The organism is Leifsonia sp. NPDC058292, assembly GCF_042880955.1.
In the GTDB taxonomy this organism is placed as follows: domain Bacteria; phylum Actinomycetota; class Actinomycetes; order Actinomycetales; family Microbacteriaceae; genus Leifsonia.
Window position 1 is genome coordinate 392868 of record NZ_JBHVYL010000001.1, and the last position, 24856, is coordinate 417723.

The 24856-nt window shown below is 70.0% G+C and carries 25 protein-coding genes; 18 read left to right on the forward strand and 7 right to left on the reverse strand.

The window, feature by feature from the left end:
• Positions 1-96: 96 nt before the first annotated feature.
• From ACFVWR_RS01880 to ACFVWR_RS01905, 6 genes are all read left to right on the forward strand, one after another.
• Positions 97-1107 (forward strand): LacI family DNA-binding transcriptional regulator, encoded by a 1011-nt coding sequence (locus ACFVWR_RS01880; protein ID WP_387207388.1) that lies wholly within the window; start codon positions 97-99, stop codon positions 1105-1107.
• Between the two features lie 151 nt (positions 1108-1258).
• Positions 1259-2044 carry a nucleotidyltransferase domain-containing protein gene (locus tag ACFVWR_RS01885; protein WP_387207390.1) on the forward strand — a complete coding sequence of 262 codons (786 nt, stop codon included), beginning with the start codon at positions 1259-1261 and terminating at the stop codon, positions 2042-2044.
• A 60-nt stretch (positions 2045-2104) separates the two neighbouring features.
• Entirely contained in the window at positions 2105-4657 is a 2553-nt protein-coding gene (locus tag ACFVWR_RS01890) for an alpha-L-rhamnosidase N-terminal domain-containing protein (RefSeq protein ID WP_387207392.1), read from the forward strand.
• Positions 4658-4707: 50 nt separating this feature from the next.
• Entirely contained in the window at positions 4708-4986 is a 279-nt protein-coding gene (locus tag ACFVWR_RS01895; protein WP_387207394.1) for a glutaredoxin family protein, read from the forward strand.
• A 203-nt stretch (positions 4987-5189) separates the two neighbouring features.
• Positions 5190-6161, forward strand: a complete 972-nt coding sequence (locus ACFVWR_RS01900) for an aldo/keto reductase (protein WP_387207396.1) — start codon at positions 5190-5192, stop codon at positions 6159-6161.
• A gap of 16 nt (positions 6162-6177) precedes the next feature.
• Positions 6178-7038, forward strand: a complete 861-nt coding sequence (locus ACFVWR_RS01905; RefSeq protein ID WP_387207398.1) for an aldo/keto reductase — start codon at positions 6178-6180, stop codon at positions 7036-7038.
• 353 nt (positions 7039-7391) lie between these two features.
• On the opposite strand, the gene ACFVWR_RS01910 is transcribed toward ACFVWR_RS01905, so the two are convergent.
• From ACFVWR_RS01910 to ACFVWR_RS01920, 3 genes are read right to left on the reverse strand one after another with little or no spacing between them, the layout of a single operon-like run.
• Complete coding sequence (locus tag ACFVWR_RS01910; protein WP_387207400.1) at positions 7392-8303, reverse strand: phosphoribosylaminoimidazolesuccinocarboxamide synthase; 912 nt, start codon at positions 8301-8303, stop codon at positions 7392-7394.
• A gap of 51 nt (positions 8304-8354) precedes the next feature.
• The gene (locus tag ACFVWR_RS01915) at positions 8355-8687 is read right to left on the reverse strand and encodes an SHOCT domain-containing protein (RefSeq protein WP_387207448.1); all 333 of its coding nucleotides are present in this window, start codon (positions 8685-8687) and stop codon (positions 8355-8357) included.
• Positions 8688-8746: 59 nt separating this feature from the next.
• Positions 8747-9172, reverse strand: coding sequence for a DUF6325 family protein (locus tag ACFVWR_RS01920; RefSeq protein ID WP_387207402.1), 426 nt, complete (start codon positions 9170-9172; stop codon positions 8747-8749).
• Positions 9173-9309: 137 nt separating this feature from the next.
• Here ACFVWR_RS01920 and ACFVWR_RS01925 point away from each other — a divergent pair, with 137 nt between their 5' ends.
• Entirely contained in the window at positions 9310-10551 is a 1242-nt protein-coding gene (locus ACFVWR_RS01925; protein ID WP_387207404.1) for an FAD-binding protein, read from the forward strand.
• A gap of 90 nt (positions 10552-10641) precedes the next feature.
• Here the strand turns inward: ACFVWR_RS01925 and ACFVWR_RS01930 are convergent, their stop codons facing one another.
• Complete coding sequence (locus tag ACFVWR_RS01930; RefSeq protein ID WP_387207406.1) at positions 10642-11391, reverse strand: class I SAM-dependent methyltransferase; 750 nt, start codon at positions 11389-11391, stop codon at positions 10642-10644.
• The gene (purD, locus tag ACFVWR_RS01935; protein WP_387207408.1) at positions 11391-12650 is read right to left on the reverse strand and encodes a phosphoribosylamine--glycine ligase; all 1260 of its coding nucleotides are present in this window, start codon (positions 12648-12650) and stop codon (positions 11391-11393) included. The genes ACFVWR_RS01930 and purD overlap by 1 nt, the downstream gene beginning before the upstream one ends.
• Positions 12651-12729: 79 nt before the next feature.
• Here purD and ACFVWR_RS01940 point away from each other — a divergent pair, with 79 nt between their 5' ends.
• The 10 genes from ACFVWR_RS01940 (at position 12730) to ACFVWR_RS01985 (ending at position 21968) form a co-directional block, all read left to right on the forward strand.
• A complete protein-coding gene (locus ACFVWR_RS01940) occupies positions 12730-13098 on the forward strand; it encodes a sterol carrier family protein (RefSeq protein WP_387207410.1) in 369 nt (122 codons plus the stop codon).
• Positions 13099-13135: 37 nt separating this feature from the next.
• Positions 13136-13540 (forward strand): hypothetical protein, encoded by a 405-nt coding sequence (locus tag ACFVWR_RS01945; protein WP_387207412.1) that lies wholly within the window; start codon positions 13136-13138, stop codon positions 13538-13540.
• A 27-nt stretch (positions 13541-13567) separates the two neighbouring features.
• Positions 13568-15145 (forward strand): amidophosphoribosyltransferase, encoded by a 1578-nt coding sequence (gene purF, locus ACFVWR_RS01950; protein ID WP_387207414.1) that lies wholly within the window; start codon positions 13568-13570, stop codon positions 15143-15145.
• Positions 15146-15342: 197 nt separating this feature from the next.
• Complete coding sequence (gene purM / locus ACFVWR_RS01955; RefSeq protein ID WP_387207416.1) at positions 15343-16464, forward strand: phosphoribosylformylglycinamidine cyclo-ligase; 1122 nt, start codon at positions 15343-15345, stop codon at positions 16462-16464.
• A gap of 76 nt (positions 16465-16540) precedes the next feature.
• Positions 16541-16903, forward strand: coding sequence for a VOC family protein (locus tag ACFVWR_RS01960; RefSeq protein ID WP_387207418.1), 363 nt, complete (start codon positions 16541-16543; stop codon positions 16901-16903).
• A gap of 92 nt (positions 16904-16995) precedes the next feature.
• Positions 16996-18270 carry a Calx-beta domain-containing protein gene (locus tag ACFVWR_RS01965; RefSeq protein WP_387207420.1) on the forward strand — a complete coding sequence of 425 codons (1275 nt, stop codon included), beginning with the start codon at positions 16996-16998 and terminating at the stop codon, positions 18268-18270.
• Between the two features lie 92 nt (positions 18271-18362).
• Complete coding sequence (locus ACFVWR_RS01970; RefSeq protein WP_387207422.1) at positions 18363-19343, forward strand: ABC transporter ATP-binding protein; 981 nt, start codon at positions 18363-18365, stop codon at positions 19341-19343.
• Positions 19340-20083: an ABC transporter permease gene (locus ACFVWR_RS01975; protein ID WP_387207424.1), complete on the forward strand. Its 744-nt coding sequence runs from the start codon at positions 19340-19342 to the stop codon at positions 20081-20083. Before ACFVWR_RS01970 ends, ACFVWR_RS01975 begins: the two co-directional genes overlap by 4 nt.
• Entirely contained in the window at positions 20050-21357 is a 1308-nt protein-coding gene (locus tag ACFVWR_RS01980; protein ID WP_387207426.1) for a histidine kinase, read from the forward strand. Before ACFVWR_RS01975 ends, ACFVWR_RS01980 begins: the two co-directional genes overlap by 34 nt.
• A complete protein-coding gene (locus tag ACFVWR_RS01985; RefSeq protein ID WP_387207428.1) occupies positions 21354-21968 on the forward strand; it encodes a response regulator in 615 nt (204 codons plus the stop codon). The genes ACFVWR_RS01980 and ACFVWR_RS01985 overlap by 4 nt, the downstream gene beginning before the upstream one ends.
• Before the next feature lie 15 nt (positions 21969-21983).
• Here ACFVWR_RS01985 and ACFVWR_RS01990 read toward each other — a convergent pair whose 3' ends face one another.
• Positions 21984-22196 (reverse strand): DUF3073 domain-containing protein, encoded by a 213-nt coding sequence (locus tag ACFVWR_RS01990; RefSeq protein ID WP_387207430.1) that lies wholly within the window; start codon positions 22194-22196, stop codon positions 21984-21986.
• Between the two features lie 146 nt (positions 22197-22342).
• Between ACFVWR_RS01990 and ACFVWR_RS01995 the strand changes: the two genes are divergently transcribed.
• Complete coding sequence (locus tag ACFVWR_RS01995; RefSeq protein ID WP_387207432.1) at positions 22343-23416, forward strand: NAD(P)-binding domain-containing protein; 1074 nt, start codon at positions 22343-22345, stop codon at positions 23414-23416.
• A gap of 90 nt (positions 23417-23506) precedes the next feature.
• Here ACFVWR_RS01995 and ACFVWR_RS02000 read toward each other — a convergent pair whose 3' ends face one another.
• A complete protein-coding gene (locus ACFVWR_RS02000) occupies positions 23507-24382 on the reverse strand; it encodes an alpha/beta fold hydrolase (protein WP_387207434.1) in 876 nt (291 codons plus the stop codon).
• Positions 24383-24856 lie beyond the last annotated feature (474 nt).

Here is a 24856-nt window from a genome sequence, read left to right on the forward strand (position 1 = left end):
CGGCCGCAATATGTGGCGGCTGACTGCAAAATCGGGCACGCTGCGTTATCGATTCAATCAACCGGACCCCTAGACTGCGAAGCGGAGAGGACGATCATGGTTTCTTCCAGCGTCAAAGATGTGGCCGCGCTGGCGCGGGTGTCGATCGGCACCGTGTCGAACGTGCTCAACCGACCCGAGATCGTCTCCCCCGAGACCGTCGAGCGGGTCACGCTGGCGATGGAGAAACTCTCCTACGTGAGAAACGAGGCCGCCCGCCAGCTTCGTGTCGGCCACAGCTCGGCCCTCGGCCTGATCACGCTGAGCGGCAGCAACCCGTTCTTCACCGAACTGACGACCGCCGCCGAAGACGGCGCCGCTCTGGCCGGCTACTCGGTGATCGCGGGAAACAGCAACGACAAGAAGGAGCGCGAGGCCGGCTACCTCAACCTGTTCGAAGAGCTGCGCGTGCGCGGTGTCCTCATCTCACCCGTGGGCAACGTGGTGCCGCGGCTGCGCAGGATGCGCGAGCGCGGCATCCCCGCCGTGCTGGTCGACAGGGTGAGCAAAGACATGTCGTTCAGCTCGGTCTCGGTCGACGATGTCGCCGGAGGGGCGCTCGCCGTCTCGCACCTCATCGAGACCGGCAGACGGCGCATCGCGTTCGTCGGCGGCCCCGCCGAGATCCGTCAGGTGAGTGACCGACTGAGAGGCGCGCGCCAGGCGGCCGCAGCGCATCCGGAGGTCACCATCGAAGCCATTTCGACCGAAGCCCTGACCGTGCAGGCCGGCCGAGACGTCGGCCAGGAACTCGCCCAGCGTTCGCCGCAGAGCCGGCCCGACGCCATCTTCGCCGCCAACGATCTGCTGGCGATCGGTCTGCTGCAGACGCTCTTCATCCAGGGTGATGTCGCCATCCCGGAAGAGATCGCCCTGGTCGGCTACGACGACATCCAGTTCGCGAGCGCCTCCGTCGTTCCGCTCACCTCGGTGCGGCAACCGAGCCGCCTGATCGGCGAGACCGCCGTGAAGATCCTGCTCGAAGAGGCCGACGACCCCGACCTCGAACCGCGCCAGATCTTGTACCAGCCCGAGCTCGTCGTTCGCGCGTCGAGCGCGCCGCACTGAGGCCCGCGCTGCCGGTCGAGCGGCCGGTCGAGCGGCCGTAGAAACGACTCAACGCGGATGGCGGCTAGCCCGTTCTTTCCTTCGTCACGTGCTATTGAAGCGATTCAAGATCTGGGTTATGGTGATCGCGCAACGATGCAGAAGGAGCGCGATGAAGCACCATGACGCCGCACTGACCGGTTTCGTCGAGCGGATGGGCGCCGATCCGCAGTGTCTCGCCGTGATCGTCTCCGGGTCCCTCGCCCGCGGCACAGAGCGCCCTGACTCCGACGTCGACCTCTACGTGGTCGTCACCGAGGAGCGCTGGAACGAGGCATACGCGGAGCGCCGCCTGATGTACACAGAAGACGACGGCATCGGGTACCCCGGCGGATACTTCGACATCAAGCTCGCCACGCTCTCCTACCTCGACGACGCCGCCGAACGCGGCGACGACCCGGTGCGCGACTCGTTCGCATCGGCCCGCGTCGTGTTCACCCGAATCGACGACCTGGCCGACCGGATCGCCCGCATCGGCGCCGCGAGCGACGACGACTGGTCGGCACGCGTCAGCTCGTTCATCGCACAGGCCAGACTGCACGGCGGCTACTTTCTGAAGCAGGCAGCTGAGAGCGGCGACGCGCTGCTCCTTCACCACGCCGCGGTGCACCTCGCGACCTCCACCGCCCGCGCGCTGCTGGCCCTGAACCGGGTGCGCTTCGCCGGTCCGAAATACCTCACAAAGCTCGTTGCGGCCCTCGACGACAAGCCCGCGGGCATCGATGCACTGCTCGTCGACCTGGTCTCGCATCCGACGCCCGCCACCGCCGACGCCGTGCTGGCGAGCCTCGAAACGTTCACGGGAGACCTGCTGCCGCGCGAAGAGACGCTGTCGACGTTCGTGCTCGACAACGAGCTCGCCTGGCGCTATCGCACGAAGACGCCCGAGTACTCCTGACGATCACGTCACCACCCTCCGATCACCGACCGCCGCACACTCGACGCTGAGGAGCAACCCATGAGCACGACCATCCCCACCGACGCCGCGACCACGCCTGCGCCTGCGCCCGCGCCCGCGCCTGCCGAGCCCGGCGCCGCGATCACCGCATCCCCCTACTCGGCCTTCAGCGACATCGCCTGGCGGGCGCACTGGATCGGCGCGACCCCGCCCACCGCGCCGAGCGCCGTCTCGCTCGGCACCGACCAGCCCCACGAGCCGTTCCACCGCACCTTCTTTCGCACCACCGTCGAGCTGGCCTCGGTTCCGGCGGCCGTGCCGGCGAGACTCACCGCCGACTCGCGCTACGTGCTCTTCGTGAACGGCGCGGAGATCGGCCGCGGGCCGGCCCGGTCGCAACCGCGCCGCCAGCGGTTCGACGAATACGACCTCGCACCCTTCCTGACCCCCGGCGAGAACAGCGTCGCGATTCTGGTCACCTACTACGGTCAGCCCACCGCGTTCTGGCAGCCCGCTGTGCCGAACGGCGGCCTCGGGCTGGATGCCGTGCTCGCCTTCGAGGCCCGGATCGGCGACGACTGGCTGGTCACCGACGACAGCTGGCGTGTGCAACGCTCGACGGCCTGGACCTCCCCCGAGCTCGACGGCCTCGACGGTGTTCCGGTCGAGCTGTTCGACGGCCGCGACCTGCCGCTCGGCTGGCAGAACCGCGGCTTCGACGACTCCGGCTGGGCGACGGCGAGCCTCCGGCCGGCCGCCCACATCGGCGGGTTCGGCCGCACTCAGCCGCCCACCGACCCGTACGGCGCGCTCCTGCCCCGCGGCACCGCATCCGTCGGCGGCGAGACCGTCAGCCCGATCGACGCGCGGGTCAGCCCCGCCGGCCTCGCTAGCGCGGAGGTCTTCGCGAACCCGGCCGAGCATCCGGTCGCGCGGGTGCGCTCGGCACTCGACGGGCACGACACCGGGGCGGATGCCGTCGTCGCCTTTCCCGTCAGCGCTCCCGCGGGCAGCGTGCTCACCCTCGACTTCGGCCGCGTGGTCGTCGGCACGGTGCACCTCGAGCTCGACGCCGCGGCCGGCACCACCGTCGACCTGCTCTACCGCGAGCATCCGCACCGCTCCGACGAGTCACAGAGCTTCTCGATCCCCCGAACGGGTGCGCGCTACACGGCCCGAGGAACCGAGGACGCCTTCGACGCGGTCGAGGTCAACGGGATGCGCTACGCCCACCTCCTCGTCTCGGGCGACGCCGTTCTGCGCGGCTTCGAGGTGCGCGAACGCCTCTACCCGCAGGTGGGGGAAGCGTTCTTCCGTTCGGACGACCCGGAGATCGACGCCCTCTACACCGCCGGGATCCGCACGGTGCAGGCCAACGCCCAGGACGCGTTCACCGACTGCCCGACCCGCGAACAGCGCGCCTGGGTGGGCGACGGCGTCGTGCATCAACTCGTGCACCTCACCACCAACCAGGACTGGCGCATGGCGCGCAACTACGTCGCGCTCGGCAACTCGCCGCGACCCGACGGCATCCTGCCGATGAGCGTGGTCGGTGAGATCGAGTCGTCGGGCGGGTACACGATCCCCGACTGGTCGATGCACTGGGTCCACGGCGTGCACAACCTCTACCGCTACCTCGGCGACGCGGACGAGATTCGCGCGCTCCTGCCCACGGTCGAGCGCATCCTGCGGTGGTATCTGCCCTATGTCGACGAACGCGGAACCATCGCGGACGTTCCGGAGTGGAACCTCGTCGACTGGTCGAGCGTGTTCGTCACCGGGCGCAGCAGCATCCTCACCGCCCTCTGGGCACGGGGGCTGCGGGAGTTCGCCGAGCTCAGCCGCTTCGTGGGAAACCAGGGTGCGGCCGCTTGGGCCGACGATCTGCACGCCCGGGCCGCGGCCGGCTTCGAGGACTTCTGGGACGAGGCCAGGGGCACGTACCGCGACCACATCGTCGACGGCGTGCCGCAAGCGCCCGCGTCGCAGGCGGCCGGCGCAACCGCCATCGTCTCCGGACTCGCCCCGCACGCGCGCTGGGAGAGCATCGTCGCCGCCATCACCGATCCCGACACACTCGTGGTGCGATCGTGGATCGGGGGCGCCGACGGCTCGTACGACCAGCAGAAGATCGAGGATCAGATCCGCGGCGTGCAGCGCATCGACTGGGATGCCGACCGCGAGGTGGTCATCGCCGAGCCGTTCTACAGCTACCTCGTGCACGACGCGGTCGCGGCCGCAGGGCACGCCGGCGACCTGGTGACGCTGATGCGGCGCTGGTCGCCCTTCCTCGCCGACGGCTACGACACCTTCGGCGAATGCTGGGGCTGGGGCACGCCCGTGCACGGTTGGAGCAGCACCCCGACCAAAGACCTCGTGCAGTACGTGCTCGGCGTCACGCCGGGCTCCCCCGGTTTCGCGACCGTCCGTATCGCACCGAGCCTCGGACCCCTCGGGCTCGTCGAGGGCTCGGCGCCGACCCCGCACGGCAGCGTTCTCGTGCGCGTCGAAGACGGGGTCGTGAGCGTCGAATCCCCGGTCGACGGTGTGCTGGTGCACGCGGACGGCACCGAAGAGACCTTCGCCGCCGGGAGGTTCTCCTCAGCGCTGTGACGGTGACTGCGATGACGGGACGCACAGGGCCCGTCGTTTACGGTGGAGGGATGACTTCTGCATCCACTCCCGCAACGCCCGCCGAGTCGTTCGACCGCGTGACCATGTTCGGCGCCGACTGGTGCCGCGACTGCCGCCGCTCCAAGGCGCTCTTCGAGCGACTCGGCACCGAGTTCGACTACGTCGACGTCGAGGCGATCGCCGACGGCGCCGACCGCGCCAAGGCGATCAGTGGCCGCACGAACATCCCCGTCATCGTCTTCCCCGACGGCGCGCACCTCGTCGAGCCCACCGACGCCGAGCTCGAGAGCGCCCTCGCCGCCCACTGACGCCCCCATCCCCCATCCCGCCGATCCCCCCACCCACCCGTCCCGCGCCATCGAGTTGCGCCAAAGGGTTGCTTCCACGCCCGAATGGCCCCACTTCGGCGCAACTCGCTCACTGAGCGCGTTGCGGACTCAGAAACAGGGGCGCACAATGCCATTCACATCTCCTGTTGGACTTCTCTCCGATGCGGGCGGATGCTGACGATATGGAGTACACACACCTCGGCCGGTCCGGCCTGAAAGTCTCGCGGCTCGCGCTCGGAACGATGAATTTCGGCCCGCAGACCAGCGAAGAAGACTCGTTCGCGATCATGGATGCGGCGCACGAGTACGGCATCAACTACTTCGACACCGCCAATGTCTACGGGCAGAACCGCGGCCGCGGCGCCACCGAGTCGATCATCGGCGACTGGTTCGCGAAGGGCGACGGCCGCCGTGATCGCACCGTGCTGGCGACGAAGCTGTACGGCGACATGGGCGACTGGCCGAACGACGGCAAGCTGTCGGCCCTGAACATCCGGCGGGCACTGGATGCGAGCCTCGCGCGCCTGAAGACCGACCACATCGACATCTACCAGTTCCACCACGTCGATCGGGACACCCCGTGGGACGAGATCTGGCAGGCGATGGAGGTCGCGGTCGCGCAGGGCAAGATCCTTTACGCAGGATCGAGCAACTTCGCCGGCTGGCACATCGCCACCGCGCAGGCCGAAGCCCGCCGCCGCAACTACACGGGGCTCGTCAGCGAGCAGTCCATCTACAACCTGCTCACACGCCAGGTCGAACTCGAGGTGCTGCCGGCCGCGCAGGCGAACGGCGTCGGCGTGATCGCCTGGTCGCCCCTGCACGGCGGCCTGCTCGGCGGCGTCATCCGCAAGCAGAACGAGGGCAAGCGCCGCCTGGAGGGCCGCGCGTCCGAGACCCTCGAGACCCACCGTGACGCGATCGAGGCCTACGAGGCGTTCGCCGAGGAGCTGGGCCACGAGCCCGGCGACGTCGCGCTCGCCTGGTTGCTCGCCCAGCCCGCGGTCACCGCACCGATCATCGGCCCGCGCACCCGCGAGCAGCTGGATGCTGCCGTGCGCGCCCTCGACGTCACCCTCGACGACGCGGCGCTCGCCCGGCTCGACGAGATCTTCCCGGGCCACAAGACGGCCCCCGAAGACTACGCCTGGTGACCCGGAGGAGACCGACGTGAAGACACGCAGAATCGCCGACGTCGAGGTGAGCGCGATCGGCCTGGGCGGCATGCCCATGTCGATCGAGGGACGCCCCGACGAACAACGCTCGATCGACACCGTGCACGCCGCGCTCGACGCCGGAGTCACGTTCTTCGACACCGCTGACGCCTACCACCTCCACGCCGACGAGGTCGGTCACAACGAGTCGCTCATCGCCGGCGCCGTGCGCAGCTGGGGCGGCGACGCCTCCGGTGTGCTCATCGCCACGAAGGGCGGCCACCTCCGCCCCGGCGACGGCAGCTGGTATGTGGATGGGCGGCCCGAGTACCTGAAGGAGGCCGCGAAGGCCTCGCTCGCCCGGCTGGGCGGAGACGCGATCGGCCTCTACCAGTTCCACCGGCCCGACCCCGCGGTTCCGTACGAGGACTCGGTCGGCGCGATTCGCGACCTGCTCGACGAGGGCGTCATCCGCCTCGCCGGCATCTCGAACGCCGACCCCGACCAGATCAGGCAGGCGCAGAGCATCCTCGGCGGCCGGCTGGCCTCGGTGCAGAACCAGTTCTCGCCGGCGTTCCGGTCGAGCGAGCCCGAGCTCGATCTCGCCGATGAGCTCGGGATCGCCTTCCTCCCCTGGAGCCCGCTCGGCGGCATCCAGTCGGCCGGTGAGCTCGGCGACCGGTTCGCTCCGTTCCAGCAGGTGGCGGATGCGCGCGGCGTGAGCCCGCAGGTCGTGGCGCTCGCGTGGCATCTCGCGAAGAGCCCGCACGTCATACCCATCCCCGGCGCCTCCCGCCCGGCGTCGATCCGCGACTCGGCGACCGCCGTCGACCTCGAACTCACCCCCGAAGAGTTCGCCGCCCTCGACGCCGCCTGATCGGCACCAGCCACCGAGGGGTCCCAACGCGCCGTCAGCGGCACACGCTCAACGGCGTGTTGGGACCCCTCGATTCCTGGGCGCGGCGGGGCCACCACCGTTCGGCCGGAGAAGTTCGCGGTGGGGAGAGTTTTCTCCGGCATGACGGAGGGATCGGGCGGCTTGCCGCTGCTTCTTCCGGCGGTACTACAGCCGCACAGCGGCGCCGGACTTTTCGAGCGCCACGCCGATAGACCATCCGGCATGCCGGACATTTCCGCCATATCGCCCGAAATCTCCGACGAGACGCGACGCGACGTGACGAGACCAGACGAGACGCCAGCGGCCAGCCGCCAGCGCCACGCGCCCAGCCCTCAGTCGCGCGTCAGGCGCTCGAGCAGTTCGCGGTAGCGGGCGGCGGTGCGCTCGACGATGTCGGCGGGGAGTTCGGGCGGGGTTCCGGTCTTGTCCCAGTTGGCTGCGAGCCAGTCGCGCACGATCTGCTTGTCGAACGAGGACATTCGCTCGCCGGGGGTGGTGCCCGCCGCGTAGGCGGCCGCATCCCAGTACCGGCTGGAGTCGCTCGTGAGAACTTCGTCGGCCAGCGTGATCTCGCCGGTGACACGGTCGGCGCCGAACTCGAACTTGGTGTCGGCGATGATGACGCCGCGCGACTCAGCGATCTCGGAGCCGCGGCTGTAGATGTGCAACGACAGGCTGCGCAGCGCCTCGGCCACCTCGAGTCCGACCAGCTCGACGGCGCGGTCGAAGCTGATGTTCTCGTCGTGCTCGCCGAGCGGCGCTTTCCATGCCGGGGTGTAGATCGGCTCCGGCAGACGGTCGCCGTTCTGCAGGCCCGCAGGCAACGGGATGCCGCAGACACTCTGCGACTCCTGGTATTCGAGCCAGCCGCTACCGGTGAGATAGCCGCGCACCACACACTCGATCGGGAACATGTCGAGCGGCTTGACGAGCATCGACCTGCCAACGACCGCCTCGGGGATCTCCTCAACGACCCGGTCGCCGACCAGGCGGTGGTCGGGGATGAGGTGGTTCGGCACATCGCCCAGCCGGTCGAACCACCAGAGGCTCAGCGTGGTGAGCAGTTCCCCTTTGCTCGGGATGCCCGGCTCCAGCACGTGATCGAACGCACTCACCCTGTCGCTCGCGACCACGAGCACGGCATCGGTGTCGGCGAGCCCGGATGCGGTCGCGGGCACGTACAGGTCACGCACCTTGCCGGAGTACACGTGCGAGAAACCGGGGAGGTCGGGGGAGGAGGTCACGCCACAATCGTACGGGTCGCCGGCGCCGACTGCTCCGACCGCGGCGGCTCTCTAGGCCAGCAGTTTCGCCTTCGCGGCGCTGAACTCTTCGTCGTTGAGCACCCCCTGCGCGTGGAGGGCGCCGAGCTGCTGCAGCTGCGCCATGAGGTCGTTGCCGCCTGCCGCCGGTGCCGCCGGTGCGGGAGGCGCGGCCTGCTGGGCGGCCGCCTGCTGGGCTGCCGCATCCATCGCCGCCTGCTGCTGCTGCGCCTGGTATTGCTCGGCCTCGTACTGCTCTTGCGCTCTCGACTGCTGGTGCGCTCGCATGCTGCCGGATACGGCCGTCGCCGTTCCCGCGACCACGGCTGTGCGCGCGGCCAGTCCGAGCAATCCCGGGCGGCCCATACGTCGGATGAATGGCAAGGTGTCCTCCTTCTTCTGACCTCTGACCTGCAGGGGGTTCGCTACTCGCTCGCCTCGCTGAGCACCGCATTGACGACGGGCGCGGGGATGCGCTCTGAGTGCACCACGCTTCCGCCCGCGGCGAAGAAGCGGTTGGCCAGATCTTTGGCCCAGGTGTGCTCGATGACCATGATGGCGCCGGAGGTTCCCGGGTCGATCAGCTCGGTGATGTCGTCCACGTCGTCGGTGCCGGCGAGCCCGCTCGCTTCGAGGGTGATGCCGGCGAATCCGTAGTCGTCGCCGACGTCTTCGAACTCCGCGATCGTCACTTCGCCGCTTTGCGCGCGCGAGACGAAAAGCAGGTCGAGCAGTCGAACGGTTCCGGAGCCGACCAGGTCGAGAATGGCCTGCACCACCGGAGGAGACGGATGATCCCCCTCGAATTGGGCGACGATGAACTCTGCTGGTCCGTACTCGAAATCCGTCACAGCGGACCCTTCCGCTCCATTGCCGGCGACACTGCCGTAAGCGTCACGGTAGCAGGGGCGTCCGTGGCCGTATAGGGCGACTGTGTGCACGTTCACATTTCTGTCAGACTGGGCCGACAGGTTCGAAGGAGATCATCGTGGGCGAACGCAACTGGGCAGGCAATTTCGAGTACGGAGCGCCGATCGCGCATCCGTCGACCCTCTCCGAGTTGCGGGATGCGGTGGTAGCGGCACCGTCGGTCCGTGCCCTGGGCTCGCGACACACGTTCAACGATCTCGCCGACGACGACGGACTGCTCGTCAGCACGGCGGGGCTCCCCAGCACGGTGCGCATCGACGAGGAGGCGCGCACGGTCACGGTCGGCGGCGGCGCGCGCTACGGCGATCTGGCGCAGACGCTGCAGCAGTCCGGATGGGCGCTGCACAACCTGGCGTCCTTGCCGCACATCTCCGTGGCCGGGGCGATCGCCACGGCGACGCACGGGTCGGGCGACCGCAACGGCAACCTGGCTTCCGCGGTGGCGGGGATGCGCATCCTGCGTGCCGACGGCGAGACCGTCGACCTCGCGCGCGGTGACGCCCGCTTCGCCGGCGCGGTCGTGCACTTGGGTGCGCTCGGCGTGGTCACCGAGGTGACCCTCGACATCCGGCCGACGTTCGACGTGCGTCAGCGCCTGTTCGAGCGCCTGCCCTGGGATGCGGTGCTCGGCGAGTTCGACCGCGTCACCTCGGCCGCATACAGCGTCTCGCTCTTCACCACCTGGAACGAGGACGCGGTCAGCCTCGCCTGGCTCAAGGAGCGCGACGGCGACCCGACGGATTCCGTCGACGAGTTCTTCGGGGCCACGGCACTGACGGCTCCCCGGCACATGATCCCGACGATGGATGTGCGCAACACGACCGAGCAGCTCGGCGTGTACGGCCCGTGGAGCGAACGGCTCGCGCATTTCCGTTTCGAGTTCACCCCGTCGAACGGCGAGGAGATCCAGTCGGAGTACCTCGTGCCGCGAGCCAACGCTGTGGAGGCGATCCGCGCGGTTCGGGAGCTGGCGCCGCTGATCGCGCCGCTGCTGCAGGTGAGCGAGATCCGTACGGTCGCCGCCGACGACCTCTGGCTCTCCTCCGCCTACGACACGGACGCGGTGGGCCTGCACTTCACCTGGCTGCGCGATCAGGCCGGGGTCGAGGCGGTGCTTCCGGCCATCGAGGATGCGCTTCTCCCGCTCGGCGCGCGCCCGCACTGGGGCAAGGTCTACGTCGACCGCGAGAACCGCGTGCCCGGCCTGTACCCGAAGCTCGACGACTTCGCGGCGCTCGCCGCCGACTTCGACCCCGCCGGCAAGTTCCGCAACGGCTTCCTCCGCCGCCTCCTCGGCTGACGCCCCGCCCAAACCCATCGAGGGGTCCCAACACGCCGTTACATGCACCCATGTAACGGCGAGTCGGGACCCCTCGATGAGCAAGACTCGCTAGCGCAGCGGGAGGCGGCCGATCGCGAGCCGGAACGCGTTGCGCAGACGGTAGCCGCCGTCGTCGCGGAACGGCCGCGCAGCGGCGAGCACGACCGGCGCGAGCGAGGCGCGCACCGCTTCGTCTTCGCCGAGCAGCGCTCCGCGCACGAGGGCGTCGTCGTCGGCCACCGCCCAGACGACGTCGACGAGCCCGGCGCTGACGAGCGGGAGCCCGGCCTCCTCGAACAGCGACTCCAGGCCGCCCGCGGGTCGGAGGTCGCCGTCGGGAGTCGGCTCTTCACCGTCGGCCTCCACCACGGCCGCCTCGATCGCGTCGATGTCGTTCCGCTCCCGCTCCGCCCAGTTCGCGACGGCGACGTAGCCGCCCGGAACCGTGACCCGCATGAGTTCGCCGAGCGCCTCGACGGTGTCGTCGGCGAACTGCAGCGCGTTGAACGCGGTCACCACGTCGAAGGATGCGTCGGGCCACGGCAGCCGCTCGGCCCGCCCCTGCCGCACGTCGGCGGCGGGTACGGCGGCGCGGGCGAGCGCCAGCATCCCCGGGGCCGGATCGATGCCCGAGGGGTGACCGCCTGCTCGCTCGACGAGGGCGAGGAACTCGCCGCTGCCGCAGCCGACGTCGAGCACCCGGGTCGCCGGCCCGATGGAGGTCGCCGCGACCACCGCATCCCTGGCCGGATCGGCGAGACGCCCCCACAGGGCGGACCAGTCCACCGCGACCGACGACCAGCCGTCGTCGGCCGGCATCAGTCCGCCACGCGCGCCGCGATGTCGGTGCGGTACTGCGAGCCTTGCAGGTCGATCTGGCGGATCGCGTCGTAGGCGAGGTTGCGTGCCTCGCCGAACGTGGTGCCGCGGGCGACGACGCTGAGCACTCGTCCGCCGGTGGCGATCAGGTCTCCGGTCGCCGCATCCACGGCCGTCGCCGCGTGTGCGATGGTCACCTCGGGCACGGCTGCCGCGGCGTCGAGCCCGCGGATCGGCCGACCCGTGAGCGGCGCCTCCGGGTAGCCCTCGCTGGCGAGAACCACGGTGACGGCGACGTCCATCGCGAACTCGGGCCGGGCGACACCGGCGAGGGCGCCGGTCGCCGCGCCGAACAGCAGCTCGGAGAGCGGGGTCACCAGGCGCGGCAGCACAACCTGCGTCTCGGGGTCGCCGAACCGCGCGTTGAACTCGATCACCCGGATGCCGTGCCGGGTGATGATCAGGCCGCAGTAAAGGAGGCCGATGAACGGCGTCTGCTCTTTCGCCAGCTGGCGCACGGTCGGCAGCGCGACCGTGTCGATGACCTCGTCGACGAAAGTCTCGGGCAGCCAGGGCAGCGGTGAGTACGCGCCCATGCCGCCGGTGTTCGGGCCTTCGTCGCCGTCGAGCAGACGCTTGAAGTCTTGGGCAGGCGCGAGCGGGAGCACCGTGTGCCCGTCGCTCACGAGGAAGAGGGAGACCTCCTGGCCGTCGAGGAACTCCTCGATCAGCACGCTTCCCTGCCTGAGGTATTGGATGCTGTGGGCGACGGCCGCCTCGCGATCCCCAGTGACGAGTACGCCCTTGCCCGCGGCCAGGCCGTCGGCCTTGATCACGTACGGCGCTCCGAACGCGTCGAGCGCCTCCTCCGCCTCCACGATGGTGGTCGCGCGCACGGCCCGGCCGGTCGGAACGCCGGCCGCCTCCATGATGCGCTTCGCGAACGTCTTCGAGCCTTCGAGCTGGGCGGCCACCTTGCCGGGGCCGAACACAGGGATGCCCCGGGTGCGCAGCGGGTCGGCGACGCCCGCGACGAGCGGGGCTTCGGGACCGACCACCACGAGTTCGATGTCGTTCTCGATCGCGTACTCCGTCACGGCGACGCCGTCGAGCGGATCCAGGGACGTCTCGACCCGTACATCCTGCGCGATTCCCGCGTTGCCGGGAGCCACGACGATGTCGTGGGCCACCTCTTCGCTCAGCAGCGACGTGACGATGGCGTGCTCGCGCGCGCCCGAACCCAGCACCAGAATCTTCACGCGAACAATGCTAGAGGACGGGCAGCGCCGCGGCGCCGGTCGCCTGCACAAAGCTCTGCCCGCCTGCGAAGATGAGGGGATGGCCAGGGCGAAGATTCAGGATGCGGACGGCGAGGCCGCGGTGCGTGCGGCGCTCGGCGGAGCTGCGGACAGGAATGCCACGGCGATGGCCGTGCGCTACCTGCTGCAACTGCTCGCCGAGAGGGCGCCGGGCAACACCGTCGAGGTGCGGGTGCCGCCGTTCGGTGCTGTGCAGTGCATCCCCGGGCCGCGTCACACCCGGGGCACGCCGCCCAACGTGATCGAGACGGACGCCCCGACCTGGCTCGGCCTCGCCACCGGCGGCATCGACTGGGCCGACGCCGTGGCTGACGGAAAGGTGCACGCCTCCGGGCTCCGCGCCGACCTCGAGGGGCTCCTCCCTCTGCGCGTCGCCGGAATCTCGTGACGCACCGCTCACAGCTTCCTTAAGGGACAATGGATGCATGAGCGACGACCCCGAGGAGCACGGCACGGTCACCGAGAGTTCGGTTCGCGTGCAGCGCTCGCCGCGGTACGCACGCTTCATGATCGCCGGAGCCGTGGTGTTCGCGGTGATCGCCCTCATCCTGACGTTCGCCTTCCCGGCCAATCCCACGTACGACCGCGGCGCCGTCTTCGGCTTCCTGCTGCTGCTCTGCGGGTCGGTCGGCGTGGCGCTCGGAGCGATCATCGCCCTGCTGATCGACAGGTCGAGCACCCGTCGGGCACGCACCGTCGTGGCCGATAGAGTTACCGTGTCGGCTGAAGAGCCGGAGCGCGTCGAGCCGCACCAGGTCGAGCACGTGGACCACGGCGAGATCGCGGCTGCCGACGAGACCGGCGACACCCAGAAATCCATCGAGAACTAATTCATCCCGAATGAAGGGGGTTCCGGTTTGTCCGGAGGCGACGGTCTTCTCAGTCACGACCTACTACCCGGCGAGAAGGGACCGCAGGATGCCTGCGGCGTCTTCGGAGTCTGGGCGCCGGGCGAAGAGGTGGCGAAGCTCAGCTACTTCGGCCTCTACGCCCTGCAGCACCGCGGCCAGGAGTCCGCGGGCATCGCGACCAGCGATGGCGACAAGATCCTCATCTACAAAGACATGGGGCTCGTCTCACAGGTGTTCAACGAGAACGCCCTGAACTCGCTGCCCGGCCACATCGCCGTCGGGCACACCCGCTACTCGACGACCGGCGCGTCCAGCTGGCAGAACGCGCAGCCGACGCTCGGCAGCACTGCCAGCGGAACGGTCGCGCTCGGCCACAACGGCAACCTGACCAACACGGCCGAGCTCATGCAGCTCGTGCATGACCGCTACCCGCAGCTCGACGGCGAGCTGTCCCGCGGCAACACCACCGACACGGCCGTGGTGACCGCACTCTTCACCGGTGACCTCGACCACACTCTCGAGGCGACAGCGCTCGAGGTCCTCCCGCGCCTCCGCGGCGCGTACTGCCTCGTCTTCATGGACGAGCACACGCTCTACGCCGCCCGCGACCCCCAGGGCGTCCGCCCGCTCGTGCTCGGCCGCCTCGAGCGCGGCTGGGTCGTCGCCTCCGAGACAGCCGCCCTCGACATCGTCGGCGCCAGTTTCGTGCGCGAGGTCGAGCCCGGCGAGCTCATCGCGATCGACGAGAACGGCCTGCGCACGCAGCGCTTCGCCGAGGAGAAGCGCGCCGGATGCGTCTTCGAATACGTCTACCTCGCCCGCCCCGACACCACCATCGCCGGCCGCGGAGTGCACGAGGCCCGCGTCGAGATGGGCCGGCGGCTCGCGCACGAGCACGGTGTCGAAGCCGACCTCGTGATCCCGACCCCGGAATCCGGAACACCCGCAGCCATCGGCTACGCCCAGGCGTCGGGCATCCCCTTCGGCCAGGGTCTCGTGAAGAACTCCTACGTGGGCCGCACGTTCATCCAGCCGTCGCAGACCATCCGTCAGCGGGGCATCAAGCTCAAGCTGAACCCGCTCAAAGAGGTCATCAAGGGCAAGCGCCTGGTCGTGGTCGACGACTCGATCGTGCGAGGCAACACCCAGCGCGCCCTCGTCTCGATGCTGCGAGAGGCCGGCGCCGCGGAGGTGCACGTTCGCATCTCCAGCCCGCCGATCACGTGGCCCTGCTTCTACGGTATCGACTTCGCCTCGCGCGCCGAGCTCATCGCGACCGGCCTCGGCGTCGACGAGGTGCGCCAGTCGATCGGCGCGGACAGCCTGGGCTACCTCTCCGAAGACGGGATGATCGCCGCCACCGAGCAGCCGCGCGAACGTCTCTGCACGGCGTGCTTCACCGGCAAGTACCCCATCCCGCTGCCCGACGCGCACCACCTCGGCAAGAACCTCCTCGAGCGCCCGGGCGGCCTCGAAGCGCCCGCCGACGGCGTTGCGACCGCCGACGGCTGCGACCCGGGCCCCGACTCCGACCTCGAGGCCGTGCTCCAGCCCGGCTTCGGCGACCCCGGCCGCCAGGAGTAGCACGGGCGTCCGCCGGTTCGTTGCGTCGGCGATCTGGTTCGTTTCGGGCAGCCGTTCGGTGCGTCGGAGATTCCGGGCTGACGGGCGCAAAACACCGGCGTGACGGATGTTTCGTCGGCGCGTCGGTGGAATTCTCCGGAATTGCCCCCGGCACCCCCGGCACGCCCGCATCCCCCGCGCCCGGTACCCTTGAACGCGTGACCGAACAGCAGCAGTCCTCCTCCGCTTCTTACGCCGAGGCCGGCGTCGACACCGCTGCCGGCGACCTCGCCGTCGAGTTGATGAAGTCGGCCGTCTCCCGCACCCACGGGCCGGATGTGTTCGGCGGCGTCGGCGGTTTCGCTGGGCTCTTCGACGTGTCTGCGCTGAAAGACTTCCGGCATCCGCTGCTGGCCACGAGTACTGACGGCGTCGGCACGAAGGTGGCCATCGCGCAGGCGATCGACAAGCACGACACGATCGGGCAAGACCTGGTGGGGATGGTCGTCGACGACATCATCGTCGTCGGGGCGAAGCCGCTGTTCATGACCGACTACATCGCCTGCGGCAAGGTCGTTCCGAAGCGCATCGCCGAGATCGTCACGGGCATCGCCCGGGCGTGCGAGGAGACCGGAACGGCTCTCGTCGGCGGCGAGACGGCCGAGCATCCGGGGCTGCTGGGCCCCGACGACTACGACGTTGCCGGCGCTGCGGTCGGCGCGGTCGAAGCGGATGCCCTGCTCGGCGCCGAGCGGGTGCGTGACGGCGACGTGGTGGTCGCCCTCGCATCCTCGGGCCTGCACTCCAACGGGTTCTCGCTGGTGCGGCACATCCTCGCGAAGAACGGCATCTCGTTCACCGACCACTCCGACGACTTCGGCGGACAGGTCGGCGAAGCGCTCCTCGAGCCCACGCGCCTCTACACCGCGCCACTGCTGAAGGTGTTGCAGAATCCGTCGCTCGACGGAGCGATCCACTCGCTCAGCCACGTGACCGGCGGCGGCATCGCGGCGAACCTCGCGCGCGTGCTGCCGGTCGGCTCGTGGGTCGAGGTCGACCGCGCGACCTGGTCGCCGAGCCCGGTGTTCCGCATCCTCTCCGACCTGGCCGGGTCGAGCCTGGAGTCGAGTGAGGGCACCTGGAACCTCGGCATCGGGATGTTCGCCGTCGTCGCTCCGAACAAGGCGGCGGCGGTCGTCTCGGCCATCGCGGCGGACGGCATCCCCGCGTGGGCGGTCGGCACCGTCTCGACGTCGGCACGCGACCTCGCCGGCTTCGAGCAGGGCGCGAAGGGCGTGGACGGCGGCGCCGTTCGCCTCACCGGCGCCTACGCGTCGTAGGTACTCGCTCCGGCAGTTCCGTTGTCACGCCCCGCTCGGCGGTCTACCGTTGGTGGCTCGACCGAAGGGAGCACGTATGAACATCCTGCGGCAGATCGTCGTCTTCGACACCGCAGACCTCGCCAAGGAGAGCTCGTTCTGGGCCGGTCTGCTCGGGGGAACCGTCGAGGCGGAGGACGACTGGCACACGGTGCTCGTCGACGGGCACTCGCAGATGGGTTTTCAACTGGCGCCCAACCATGAGCGCCCGGAATGGCCCGACGGTCCGCAGCAGCAGATCCACCTCGACCTGTATGTGGACGACATCCGGTCGGCGCACGAGGATGCGGTGGCGCAGGGCGCCGAACTGCTGAAGGCGGCCGACGACCTCGACGCCACAGAAGGGTTCCAGGTCTACGCCGACCCCTCCGGGCATCCGTTCTGCCTCTGCTGGGGCTGAGACCCGGCGGCTGACGGCGCGGGCGGTGCGGGCCGTTTGTCACCCCAATGGGTAGACGCGGCGGTCGGCCCCTCGCGGATAGACTCGCGCCTGTGATCGGTTCGAACGTCTGCGCGAGGCTGGCGTTCGGGGCACTCATCACGGCGGCCGCGGTGTTCGCACCCGCCGCGGCGGCGCTCGCAGTGCCGCAGCCGGCACCGGATGCCGTTCTGGTCCCGCTCGTCGACTGTGTGGCGGATGCGCCCCTCGACGGCACGGCGACGACCATCCGCACCATCGTGTTCGGCTACAGCAACTCGTCGTCCGCGGCGGTCGAGTCGACGGCCGGCTCGGCCGCGAACAGCGTCTCGAACGGTGCTCCCGACCGCGGACAACCGTCGACGTTCGCCCCTGGCGAGCATCACGGCGTGTGGACGCTGACCGTCGACGCCGCGAGCGTTCTTCCGGCGTGGACGCTCGGCGCGGCGGCGGCAGGGGCATCCGCGACGGCGACCTCGGCGACGGTAGACCCCACCACCCCCGCGTGCAGCGCCGCGACCTCGATCGCGCTGTCGGCCCCGGCAACGTCGAGGGCCGGCGACGACCTCACGGTCACCGCCGCCGTGACCCGCATGCTGCTCGCCGCGCCGGCCGACGGTCTGGTCGAGTTCACGGTCGACGGCTCGGCGGCCGTGTCGTCGCCGGTCGCCAGCGGAGTCGCGCGGGCGCAGCTACGACTCCCGCAGACAGGAACGCACACGGTCGCAGCGCGCTTCGTGCCGGCCGACGGCTCGGGGATGCTCGAATCGCGCGCGCAGGCGGTCGTCGCCGTCGGCTCCCCGAGCGGCGCACTGGTGCTGTCGACCGCGGGAACCAGTGCGGATGGCACCAGCGCTCTACTGCAGGTGAGCCGCGTGAGCGCGAACGGTCCGGCGACGGTCGACTTCGTCACGGCCGACGGCACCGCGCGCGCCGGCGTCGATTACGCCGCCACCCGGGGAAGCGTCAGCCTGAAAGACGGGCAGACGACCGCGACGATCGCGGTGCCCCTGAAGGCGCGCAGCGCGACAGCGAAAGACGGCACGTTCTTCGTGCTGCTGCAGCGCGCCTCCGCGCCGGTGGACGTGGCCGGGGCGAGCGTCACCCTGAGCGCCGCTCCGGCTGCCGCAGCCGGCGGAACCACCGGCGCCGTCGTCATCACCACACCGCCGCGCAGCGGCCCGCAGGTCGACTCCGTGCTGCCCGCCGGCGACCCGACGGCGGCAGCGACCGGCAGCGGCGGCAGCGATCTGGTGCTCATGCTGGGGGCGGGCCTGCTCACCGTGGGCGGCATCGCCGGGGTCGTCGGACTCTTCCGGATCGGCACCACGCGGGGCGCCCAAGCCTGACCTGCCGGCCGGCGGCCGTCGTGACAAATGTCACCCCGCATCCCTGACGGATGCGCTGCTCCCGCACCAGCGCCCACCGGCACGCTGTAAAGGTGAATCAGACACCCGTCATCCAGCTCACCGATCTGCACAAGTCGTTCGGGGCATTGCACGCCGTCAACGGCGTGAGCCTCAGCATCCGGCCCGGCGAGGTCGTCGCCCTGCTCGGGCCGAACGGCGCCGGCAAGTCGACCACCATCGACCTCGCGCTCGGGCTCGCCCATCCCACCTCGGGCAGCGCCGCACTGTTCGGTGGCGATCCGCGGCTCGCGATCGAGGCCGGTCGCGTCGGCGCGATGCTGCAGGGCGGCGCGCTGCTGCCGACTCTCACGGTCGCGCAGTCGGTCGCCCTCGTCGCTGCCGCCCACCGGCATCCGCTCAGCGTGGAGGAGGCGCTGGAGCGGGCCCGCTGCACCGAGATCGCCAAGCAGAAGGTCAGCAAGCTGTCCGGCGGCCAGATGCAGCGCGCGCGGTTCGCCGTGGCGGTGGTCTCGAACCCCGACCTGCTGTTCCTCGACGAGCCGACGGCAGCGATGGATGTCGAAGCGCGCCGAACCTTCTGGCAGTCGATGCGAGAGTTCACCGACGAGGGCCGCACGGTCGTCTTCGCCACGCACTATCTCGATGAGGCCGACACCTACGCCGACCGCATCGTGATGCTGAGCGCCGGGCGCGTCGTCGCCGACGGCACGCCCGCCGAGGTCAAGGCGGTGGTCTCCGGCCGGCGCATCCGCGCGGGCTTCGACTTCGCCTGGTCGGCTGCCGCCGAGGATGCGCTCCGCCGCCTCCCCGGCGTGCGCAGCGTCGAGCATCGCGCCGAGCAGCTCACGATCGTCAGCGACGATTCGGATGCGACCCTGCGCGCCCTGCTCGCCGGCCACGACGACATCCACGACATCGAGGTGACCGCCCACACCATGGACGACGCCTTCCTCGCCCTCACGGAAGGGGTGACGTCGCCGGCCGAAGCTCAGCCCGGCCCATCCACCCCCGGCACCACGACCGCCCTCACCACGAACGGAGCACAGCGATGAGCATCGCCTATGTCGGACTCGAGTCCCTGCGCCAGATCAAGAACGCGCGCTCGATGATCTTCACCCTCGCCGTGCCTCTCGTCATGCTCGTCGCCTTCGGCGGTTCGTTCGGCGGCAACGGACAGGTCGACGCGGTCACGAAGCTCCCCTGGATCGTCGTGACGACCATCCAGGTCGCCGCCTACGGCGGAATGATGGCGGCCCTGTCGCTGGCGTTCAACATCGTGACCGAACGCTCCATCGGCTGGAACCGGCAGTTGCGCCTCACCCCTCTCAGCGGCACCGGCTACCTCGTCTCGAAACTGGTCACCTCGATGCTGATGGCGCTCGTCTCCATCGTGGTCATCTTCAGCGTCTCGGGCATCCTGTACCACCCCGAACTCGGGCCGGCCAATTGGCTCATGACCGGGCTCGCGCTGTGGCTGGGGGTCATCCCGTTCGCGCTGATCGGCATCCTCATCGGGCAGTTCGCCAAGCCCGAGTTCGCCCAGCCGCTGTTCATGGCGGTGTTCATGGGGATGGCCGTGCTCGGCGGCCTGTGGGTTCCGCTGCAGATCTTCCCGGCCTGGGTGGGCAACGTCGCGCAGATCGTTCCGTCGTACTGGCTGAACCGCATCGGTCAGATGGGCGCACGTCAATCGGGCGATGTGCTGGAGCCCGCGATCGTGCTGCTCGCCTGGGCCCTCGCGCTCGGAGTCTTCATCGCGTGGCGGTATCGGCGGGATGCGGCGCGCAGCTGATGCGCCCGGCCGACGGCGGTCTGTTCGACGACGACGCGCGGGTGACTGACGCGCGGGTGACTAGGGTATTGACGGTGGACACCACCTTCGACGCGCCGCCGGTAGGGGTGAGGGCCCGGCTCACGCACCTGGGCGCCCGTCGCTGGTATCCGGGAGCGGTCGTCGGCCTGCTCTACCAGGTGTCGACCCTCGCGGCGGTGTGGTCGAGCCCCGGCCCGCTCGGCTCGAAGCTCGTGGTCACGCTGCTGCTCTCGCTCGTCTACATCGGGTTTCTGGTGCTGCCTCCGCTGTTCTGGTGGTCGCCCATCCGTCACCGCGCGAGCGCCGTCGGCCTGTACTTCCTGCTCAACCTGACACTCTTCCCGTTCATCGGCGTCAGCGCCTGCTGGACCTGGGTGTACGTGGCCTGCGTGATCGGGATGCTCTCGTTTCCGCCGCTCGCCTCGATCGTCTCGATCGGTGCCCTCGCCGCAGCCCAGCTCGTCATCGTGACCGTCACCGGCAGCTTCGACGACAACTGGTACATCGCCCTCATCACGTTCTCGCTCGGCGTCATGATGTTCGCGTTCGCACGCCAGATCGAGTCGTTCCGCAGCCTCAAGCGGGCACAGGGCGAGATCGCCCGGCTCGCGGTGATCGAAGAGCGCGGACGCTTCTCCCGGGACATGCACGACGTGCTCGGGCACTCGCTGACGGTCGTCACCGTCAAGTCGGAGCTCGCGCGTCGCCTCGTCGCGATCGACCCGGCGAGGGCGGAAGCCGAGATCGCCGACATCGAACGGCTCAGTCGATCGGCGCTCGCCGACCTCCGAGCGGCCGTCGCCGGCTATCGCGAGATGAGCCTCTCGACCGAGCTGGCTGCTGCGCAAGCGGGCCTGGCCGCGGCCGACATCCGAGCCCATCTACCGCGCAACGGCGAAGAGGTCGCGCCGCAGTACCGGGAACTCTTCGGCTGGGTGCTGCGGGAGGGCGTGACCAACGTCATCCGGCACTCGGGCTCGCGCAACTGCTGGGTGAGCGTCACCGCCGACAGTCTCGACGTGGAGGACGACGGCCGCGGGCTCGGGCGCCCCGGCGTGCTGTCGGCAGGCGGGGATGCGGTAGCCGGCCGAGGCGCGGAGGCCGGCGACCCGGATGCCCTCGTCTCCGAGCCCACACCGGGCAGCGGTCTCGAAGGCCTCACCGCGCGGGCACGAGCTGCGGGCGCGCGTGTGCTCGTGGGGCCGAGCGAGCACGGTGGCGTTCGGCTGACCGTGCGAAAGGCGGACGTGTGACCGACCCCATCCGGCTCCTGCTCGCCGACGACCAAGCCTTGGTGCGAGGTGCGCTCGCGGCCCTGCTCGACCTCGAGAGCGACCTGACCGTCGTCGCGCAGGTCGGGCGCGGCGACGAGGTCGTGGCGGCCGCGCGCGAACACCGGGCCGATGTGGCGTTGCTCGACGTCGAGATGCCCGGCCTCGACGGCATCCACGCGGCGGCGCTTCTCGCCCAGCAGGTGCCGACGTGCCGGTCGCTGATCGTGACGACGTTCGGGCGCCCCGGCTATTTGCGGCGGGCGATGGAGGCGGGCGCCTCCGGTTTCGTGGTCAAAGACACGCCCTCGGGCATGCTCGCGGATGCGGTGCGCCGGGTCGCCGCCGGCCTGCGCGTCGTCGATCCGGCGCTGGCGGCGGAATCTCTCGCATCCGGGCACTCGCCGTTGACGGCGCGGGAGACGGAAGTGCTCTCGGAAGCCCTTCGGGGTGGGAGCATCAGCGACATCGCGCACGCGCTACGGCTCGGCCAGGGAACCGTTCGCAACCACCTGTCGAGCGCGATCGGCAAAACGGGCGCGCGAAACCGCTCGGAGGCTGCGCAGATAGCAGCTCAGCAAGGGTGGTTGTAGCGGGCCGGCCCGGCGCTAGGCGCGCTTGGGCTGGTCTTGACCCTCGTAGTCGTCTGAGTAACGGTCGCCAGTGTCGGGCTCGTAGTCTGCCCACGCGGCGTACTGGTCGTCGTGATGAGAGTGCCCTGTCAGTTCGCGCTCGAGCGCGTCATAGTTCACGTCGGGGCTGAACGACTTCAGCTCCCGCGCGATCTTGGTGTGCTTTGCCTTTTGACGGCCGCGCCCCATGCGTGACCCCCTAACGGTGCCAGGCCGGGTGGGCAATGAGCCACCCGGGAATCCGAACAGGAACAGTGAAAACTAACGGCTAGTTTAGCATGTGGGGCGTCATGCACCCCGAGTTCACGCACAGCGACGAGTGATGGGATGACCGCGTGACCACGACCAGGACCGACACCCAGGTGGTGATCGTCGGTGCCGGGCAGGCGGGCCTTGCCGTCGCGTACTATCTTCGCCGGTTCGAGCTGGTTCCAGGAACCGATTTCATCGTCTACGACAGGGGCCCTTCGACGGGCGGAGCGTGGCAGCATCGCTGGGATGCGCTGAAGCTCGGCAGCGCCCACCACGTGAACGATCTGCCCGGCATGGCGGAGCTCGGGATCAGCTTCGAGACCGCCGACCGGTCGCTTCCGGCCAAGGACATCGTGGCCGGCTACTACCGCCGGTACGAGGAGCATTTCGGGCTCGACGTGCAGCGACCGGTCACCGTGACCAGCGTCTTCGATCGCGGCGCCGACCTCATCGTGCAGCACACCCGTGGCGAGACGGCGACACGCATCGTCGTCAACGCGACGGGAACCTGGGGCGCGCCCTTCGTTCCGTACTACCCCGGCGCGAACACATTCGCCGGGCGGCATGTGCACACGTCGTCGTACCTGTCGGCGGAGGAGTTCGCGGGCCAGTCCGTCGTCGTGGTGGGCGGCGGAACATCGGCGATCGGGTTCATCCTCGAACTGGAACATGTCGCCGCGCAGGTCACCTGGGCCACCCGCCGGCCGGTCGAGTTCCGCGACGAATCCGAGCTGACCATCGAGGGCGGTGTGGCGGCGGTGGCGGCACAGGACGCGGCGGCGCGCGCGGGCAAGGCGCTGCCGAGCATCGTGAGCGGCACCGGTGTTCCGCGAACTCGGCGCATCGCCGCCGGAGTGCAGCGCGGCATCCTCGTCGAACGCCCGATTTTCCGCGCGATCGAAGAGAACGGGGTGCGCTGGGCCGACGGCACGTTCACTCGCGCCGACGCGATCATCTGGGCCACCGGGTTCCGGCCCGAGCTGCGTCACCTCGCGCCTCTGAAACTCCGCGAGAAGAAAGGCGGCCTGACTGTCGCCTCGGGCGCCTCCTGGCAGGATCCGCGCATCTTCCTCGCGGGCTACGGCCCGCAGGCGAGCACCATCGGCGCCAACCGCGCCGGGCGGGTCATCGCGCGGCAGGTGATGGCGCAGCTGTAGCCGGCGTGGGCGTCGGCGAGGGCTGTGGCCGGCGCGGCTGTGGCCGGCGCGGTTGTCCGCGCGGGCGCCGGACGGCGCCGCTTCAGCTGGCTACGCCGTGGCCGACCTCGGGCCGAAGAAGCCGGCCAGGGCATCCGTCAGGTCGTCGGGGGCCTCCTCGGCCATGTGGTGGCCGGAGTCGATGCCGTGCCCGCGCACATCCGTCGCCCAGTCGCGCCAGATCGCGAGCGGATCGCCGTATAGACGCTCGAGATCGTCACGCAGCGACCACAACACGAGCAGCGGCGGGGTGACCTTGCGGCCGGCGGCGCGGTCCTCCTCCTCGTGGCGGCGGTCGATGGTGAGCCCGGCGCGGTAGTCCTCCAGCATCCCTCTCACCACGGCCGGGTCTCGGGTGGCGGCGCGCCACTCGTCGTAGTTCTCCTGCCCCATTCGCTGCGGATCGCCGTGGTACCAGGCGTCGGGGTCGGCCGTGATGACGCGCTCCGGAGTGTGCGGCTGGGCGAAGAAGAACCAGTGCCACCATTCGGTCGCGAACGTCGCATCGATGCGTTCGAGATGCTCCACGATGGGCAGGCAGTCGAGAAGGGCCACCCGGTCGACGCGCTCCGGGTGATCGAGGGTGAGGCGCAGCGCCGCGTAGCTGCCCCGGTCATGGCCGGCGAGGGAGAAGGTGTCGTGGCCCAGCGCATCCATCAGTCGCAGCAGGTCACCCGCCATCGCGCGCTTCGACGCGGGCTCGTGATCCTCGGTGGGGGCCGGACCGCGGGAGGAGCCGTACCCGCGAAGGTCTGGCACGACGACGCGGAACCCGCGCTCCACGAGTGCCGGTGCAACGCGGTGCCAGGTCGACCCGGTGCGCGGATGCCCGTGCACGAGCAGAACCGGAGTCCCTTCGCCGCCGTGCCGCACGTGCACGGTCGCGTCTCCCACGTTGATGTCCTCGGTGACGAAGTTCTCGAACATGCGCCCAGCATCCGCCCCTCGCGCCGTCAGGGCAACCGGCCGGCGCCGTCCGCGCCTGCGCCTGCGAGCGTGGTCGTTGCGCGCGAGTGTGGCCGTTCCGGTCGAGTGTGCCCGGCATACCTGCCACACTCGACCGCACCTGCCACACTCGGCCGCCGCGGCTCGGGACGGCCCCACTCGCGCAGGTGGGTTTGGGACGGCCACCTTCGGTGTCCGCGGCGGTGTCCGCGGCGGCGTCTGGCGGGGTCGGCGAGTGTGGCCGTTGCGCGTGAGTGTGGCCGTTGCGGTCGAGTGTGCCCGGCATAGCTGCCACTTTCGACCGCACCTGCCACACTCGGCGGGCGGGGCTCGGAGCGGCCACACTCGGTGGTGGGGTTCGGAAAGGCCACGATTGGCGCCGGCCGCGGCGGCGGCCGGCGAGTGTGGCCGTTGCGCGTGAGTGTGGCGGTGGCGGTCGAGTGTGCCTGGCATAGC

Excerpts from the sequence above, each read along its gene's own strand:
- ACFVWR_RS01880 (WP_387207388.1), top strand. The coding sequence starts at position 97 with ATGGTTTCTTCCAGCGTCAAAGATGTGGCCGCGCTGGCGCGGGTGTCG.
- ACFVWR_RS01885 (WP_387207390.1), top strand. The coding sequence starts at position 1,259 with ATGAAGCACCATGACGCCGCACTGACCGGTTTCGTCGAGCGGATGGGC.
- ACFVWR_RS01890 (WP_387207392.1), top strand. The coding sequence starts at position 2,105 with ATGAGCACGACCATCCCCACCGACGCCGCGACCACGCCTGCGCCTGCG.
- ACFVWR_RS01895 (WP_387207394.1), top strand. The coding sequence starts at position 4,708 with ATGACTTCTGCATCCACTCCCGCAACGCCCGCCGAGTCGTTCGACCGC.
- ACFVWR_RS01900 (WP_387207396.1), top strand. The coding sequence starts at position 5,190 with ATGGAGTACACACACCTCGGCCGGTCCGGCCTGAAAGTCTCGCGGCTC.
- ACFVWR_RS01915 (WP_387207448.1), bottom strand. The coding sequence starts at position 8,687 with ATGGGCCGCCCGGGATTGCTCGGACTGGCCGCGCGCACAGCCGTGGTC.
- ACFVWR_RS01930 (WP_387207406.1), bottom strand. The coding sequence starts at position 11,391 with ATGCCGGCCGACGACGGCTGGTCGTCGGTCGCGGTGGACTGGTCCGCC.
- ACFVWR_RS01940 (WP_387207410.1), top strand. The coding sequence starts at position 12,730 with ATGGCCAGGGCGAAGATTCAGGATGCGGACGGCGAGGCCGCGGTGCGT.
- ACFVWR_RS01945 (WP_387207412.1), top strand. The coding sequence starts at position 13,136 with ATGAGCGACGACCCCGAGGAGCACGGCACGGTCACCGAGAGTTCGGTT.
- ACFVWR_RS01960 (WP_387207418.1), top strand. The coding sequence starts at position 16,541 with ATGAACATCCTGCGGCAGATCGTCGTCTTCGACACCGCAGACCTCGCC.
- ACFVWR_RS01975 (WP_387207424.1), top strand. The coding sequence starts at position 19,340 with ATGAGCATCGCCTATGTCGGACTCGAGTCCCTGCGCCAGATCAAGAAC.
- ACFVWR_RS01990 (WP_387207430.1), bottom strand. The coding sequence starts at position 22,196 with ATGGGGCGCGGCCGTCAAAAGGCAAAGCACACCAAGATCGCGCGGGAG.
- ACFVWR_RS02000 (WP_387207434.1), bottom strand. The coding sequence starts at position 24,382 with ATGTTCGAGAACTTCGTCACCGAGGACATCAACGTGGGAGACGCGACC.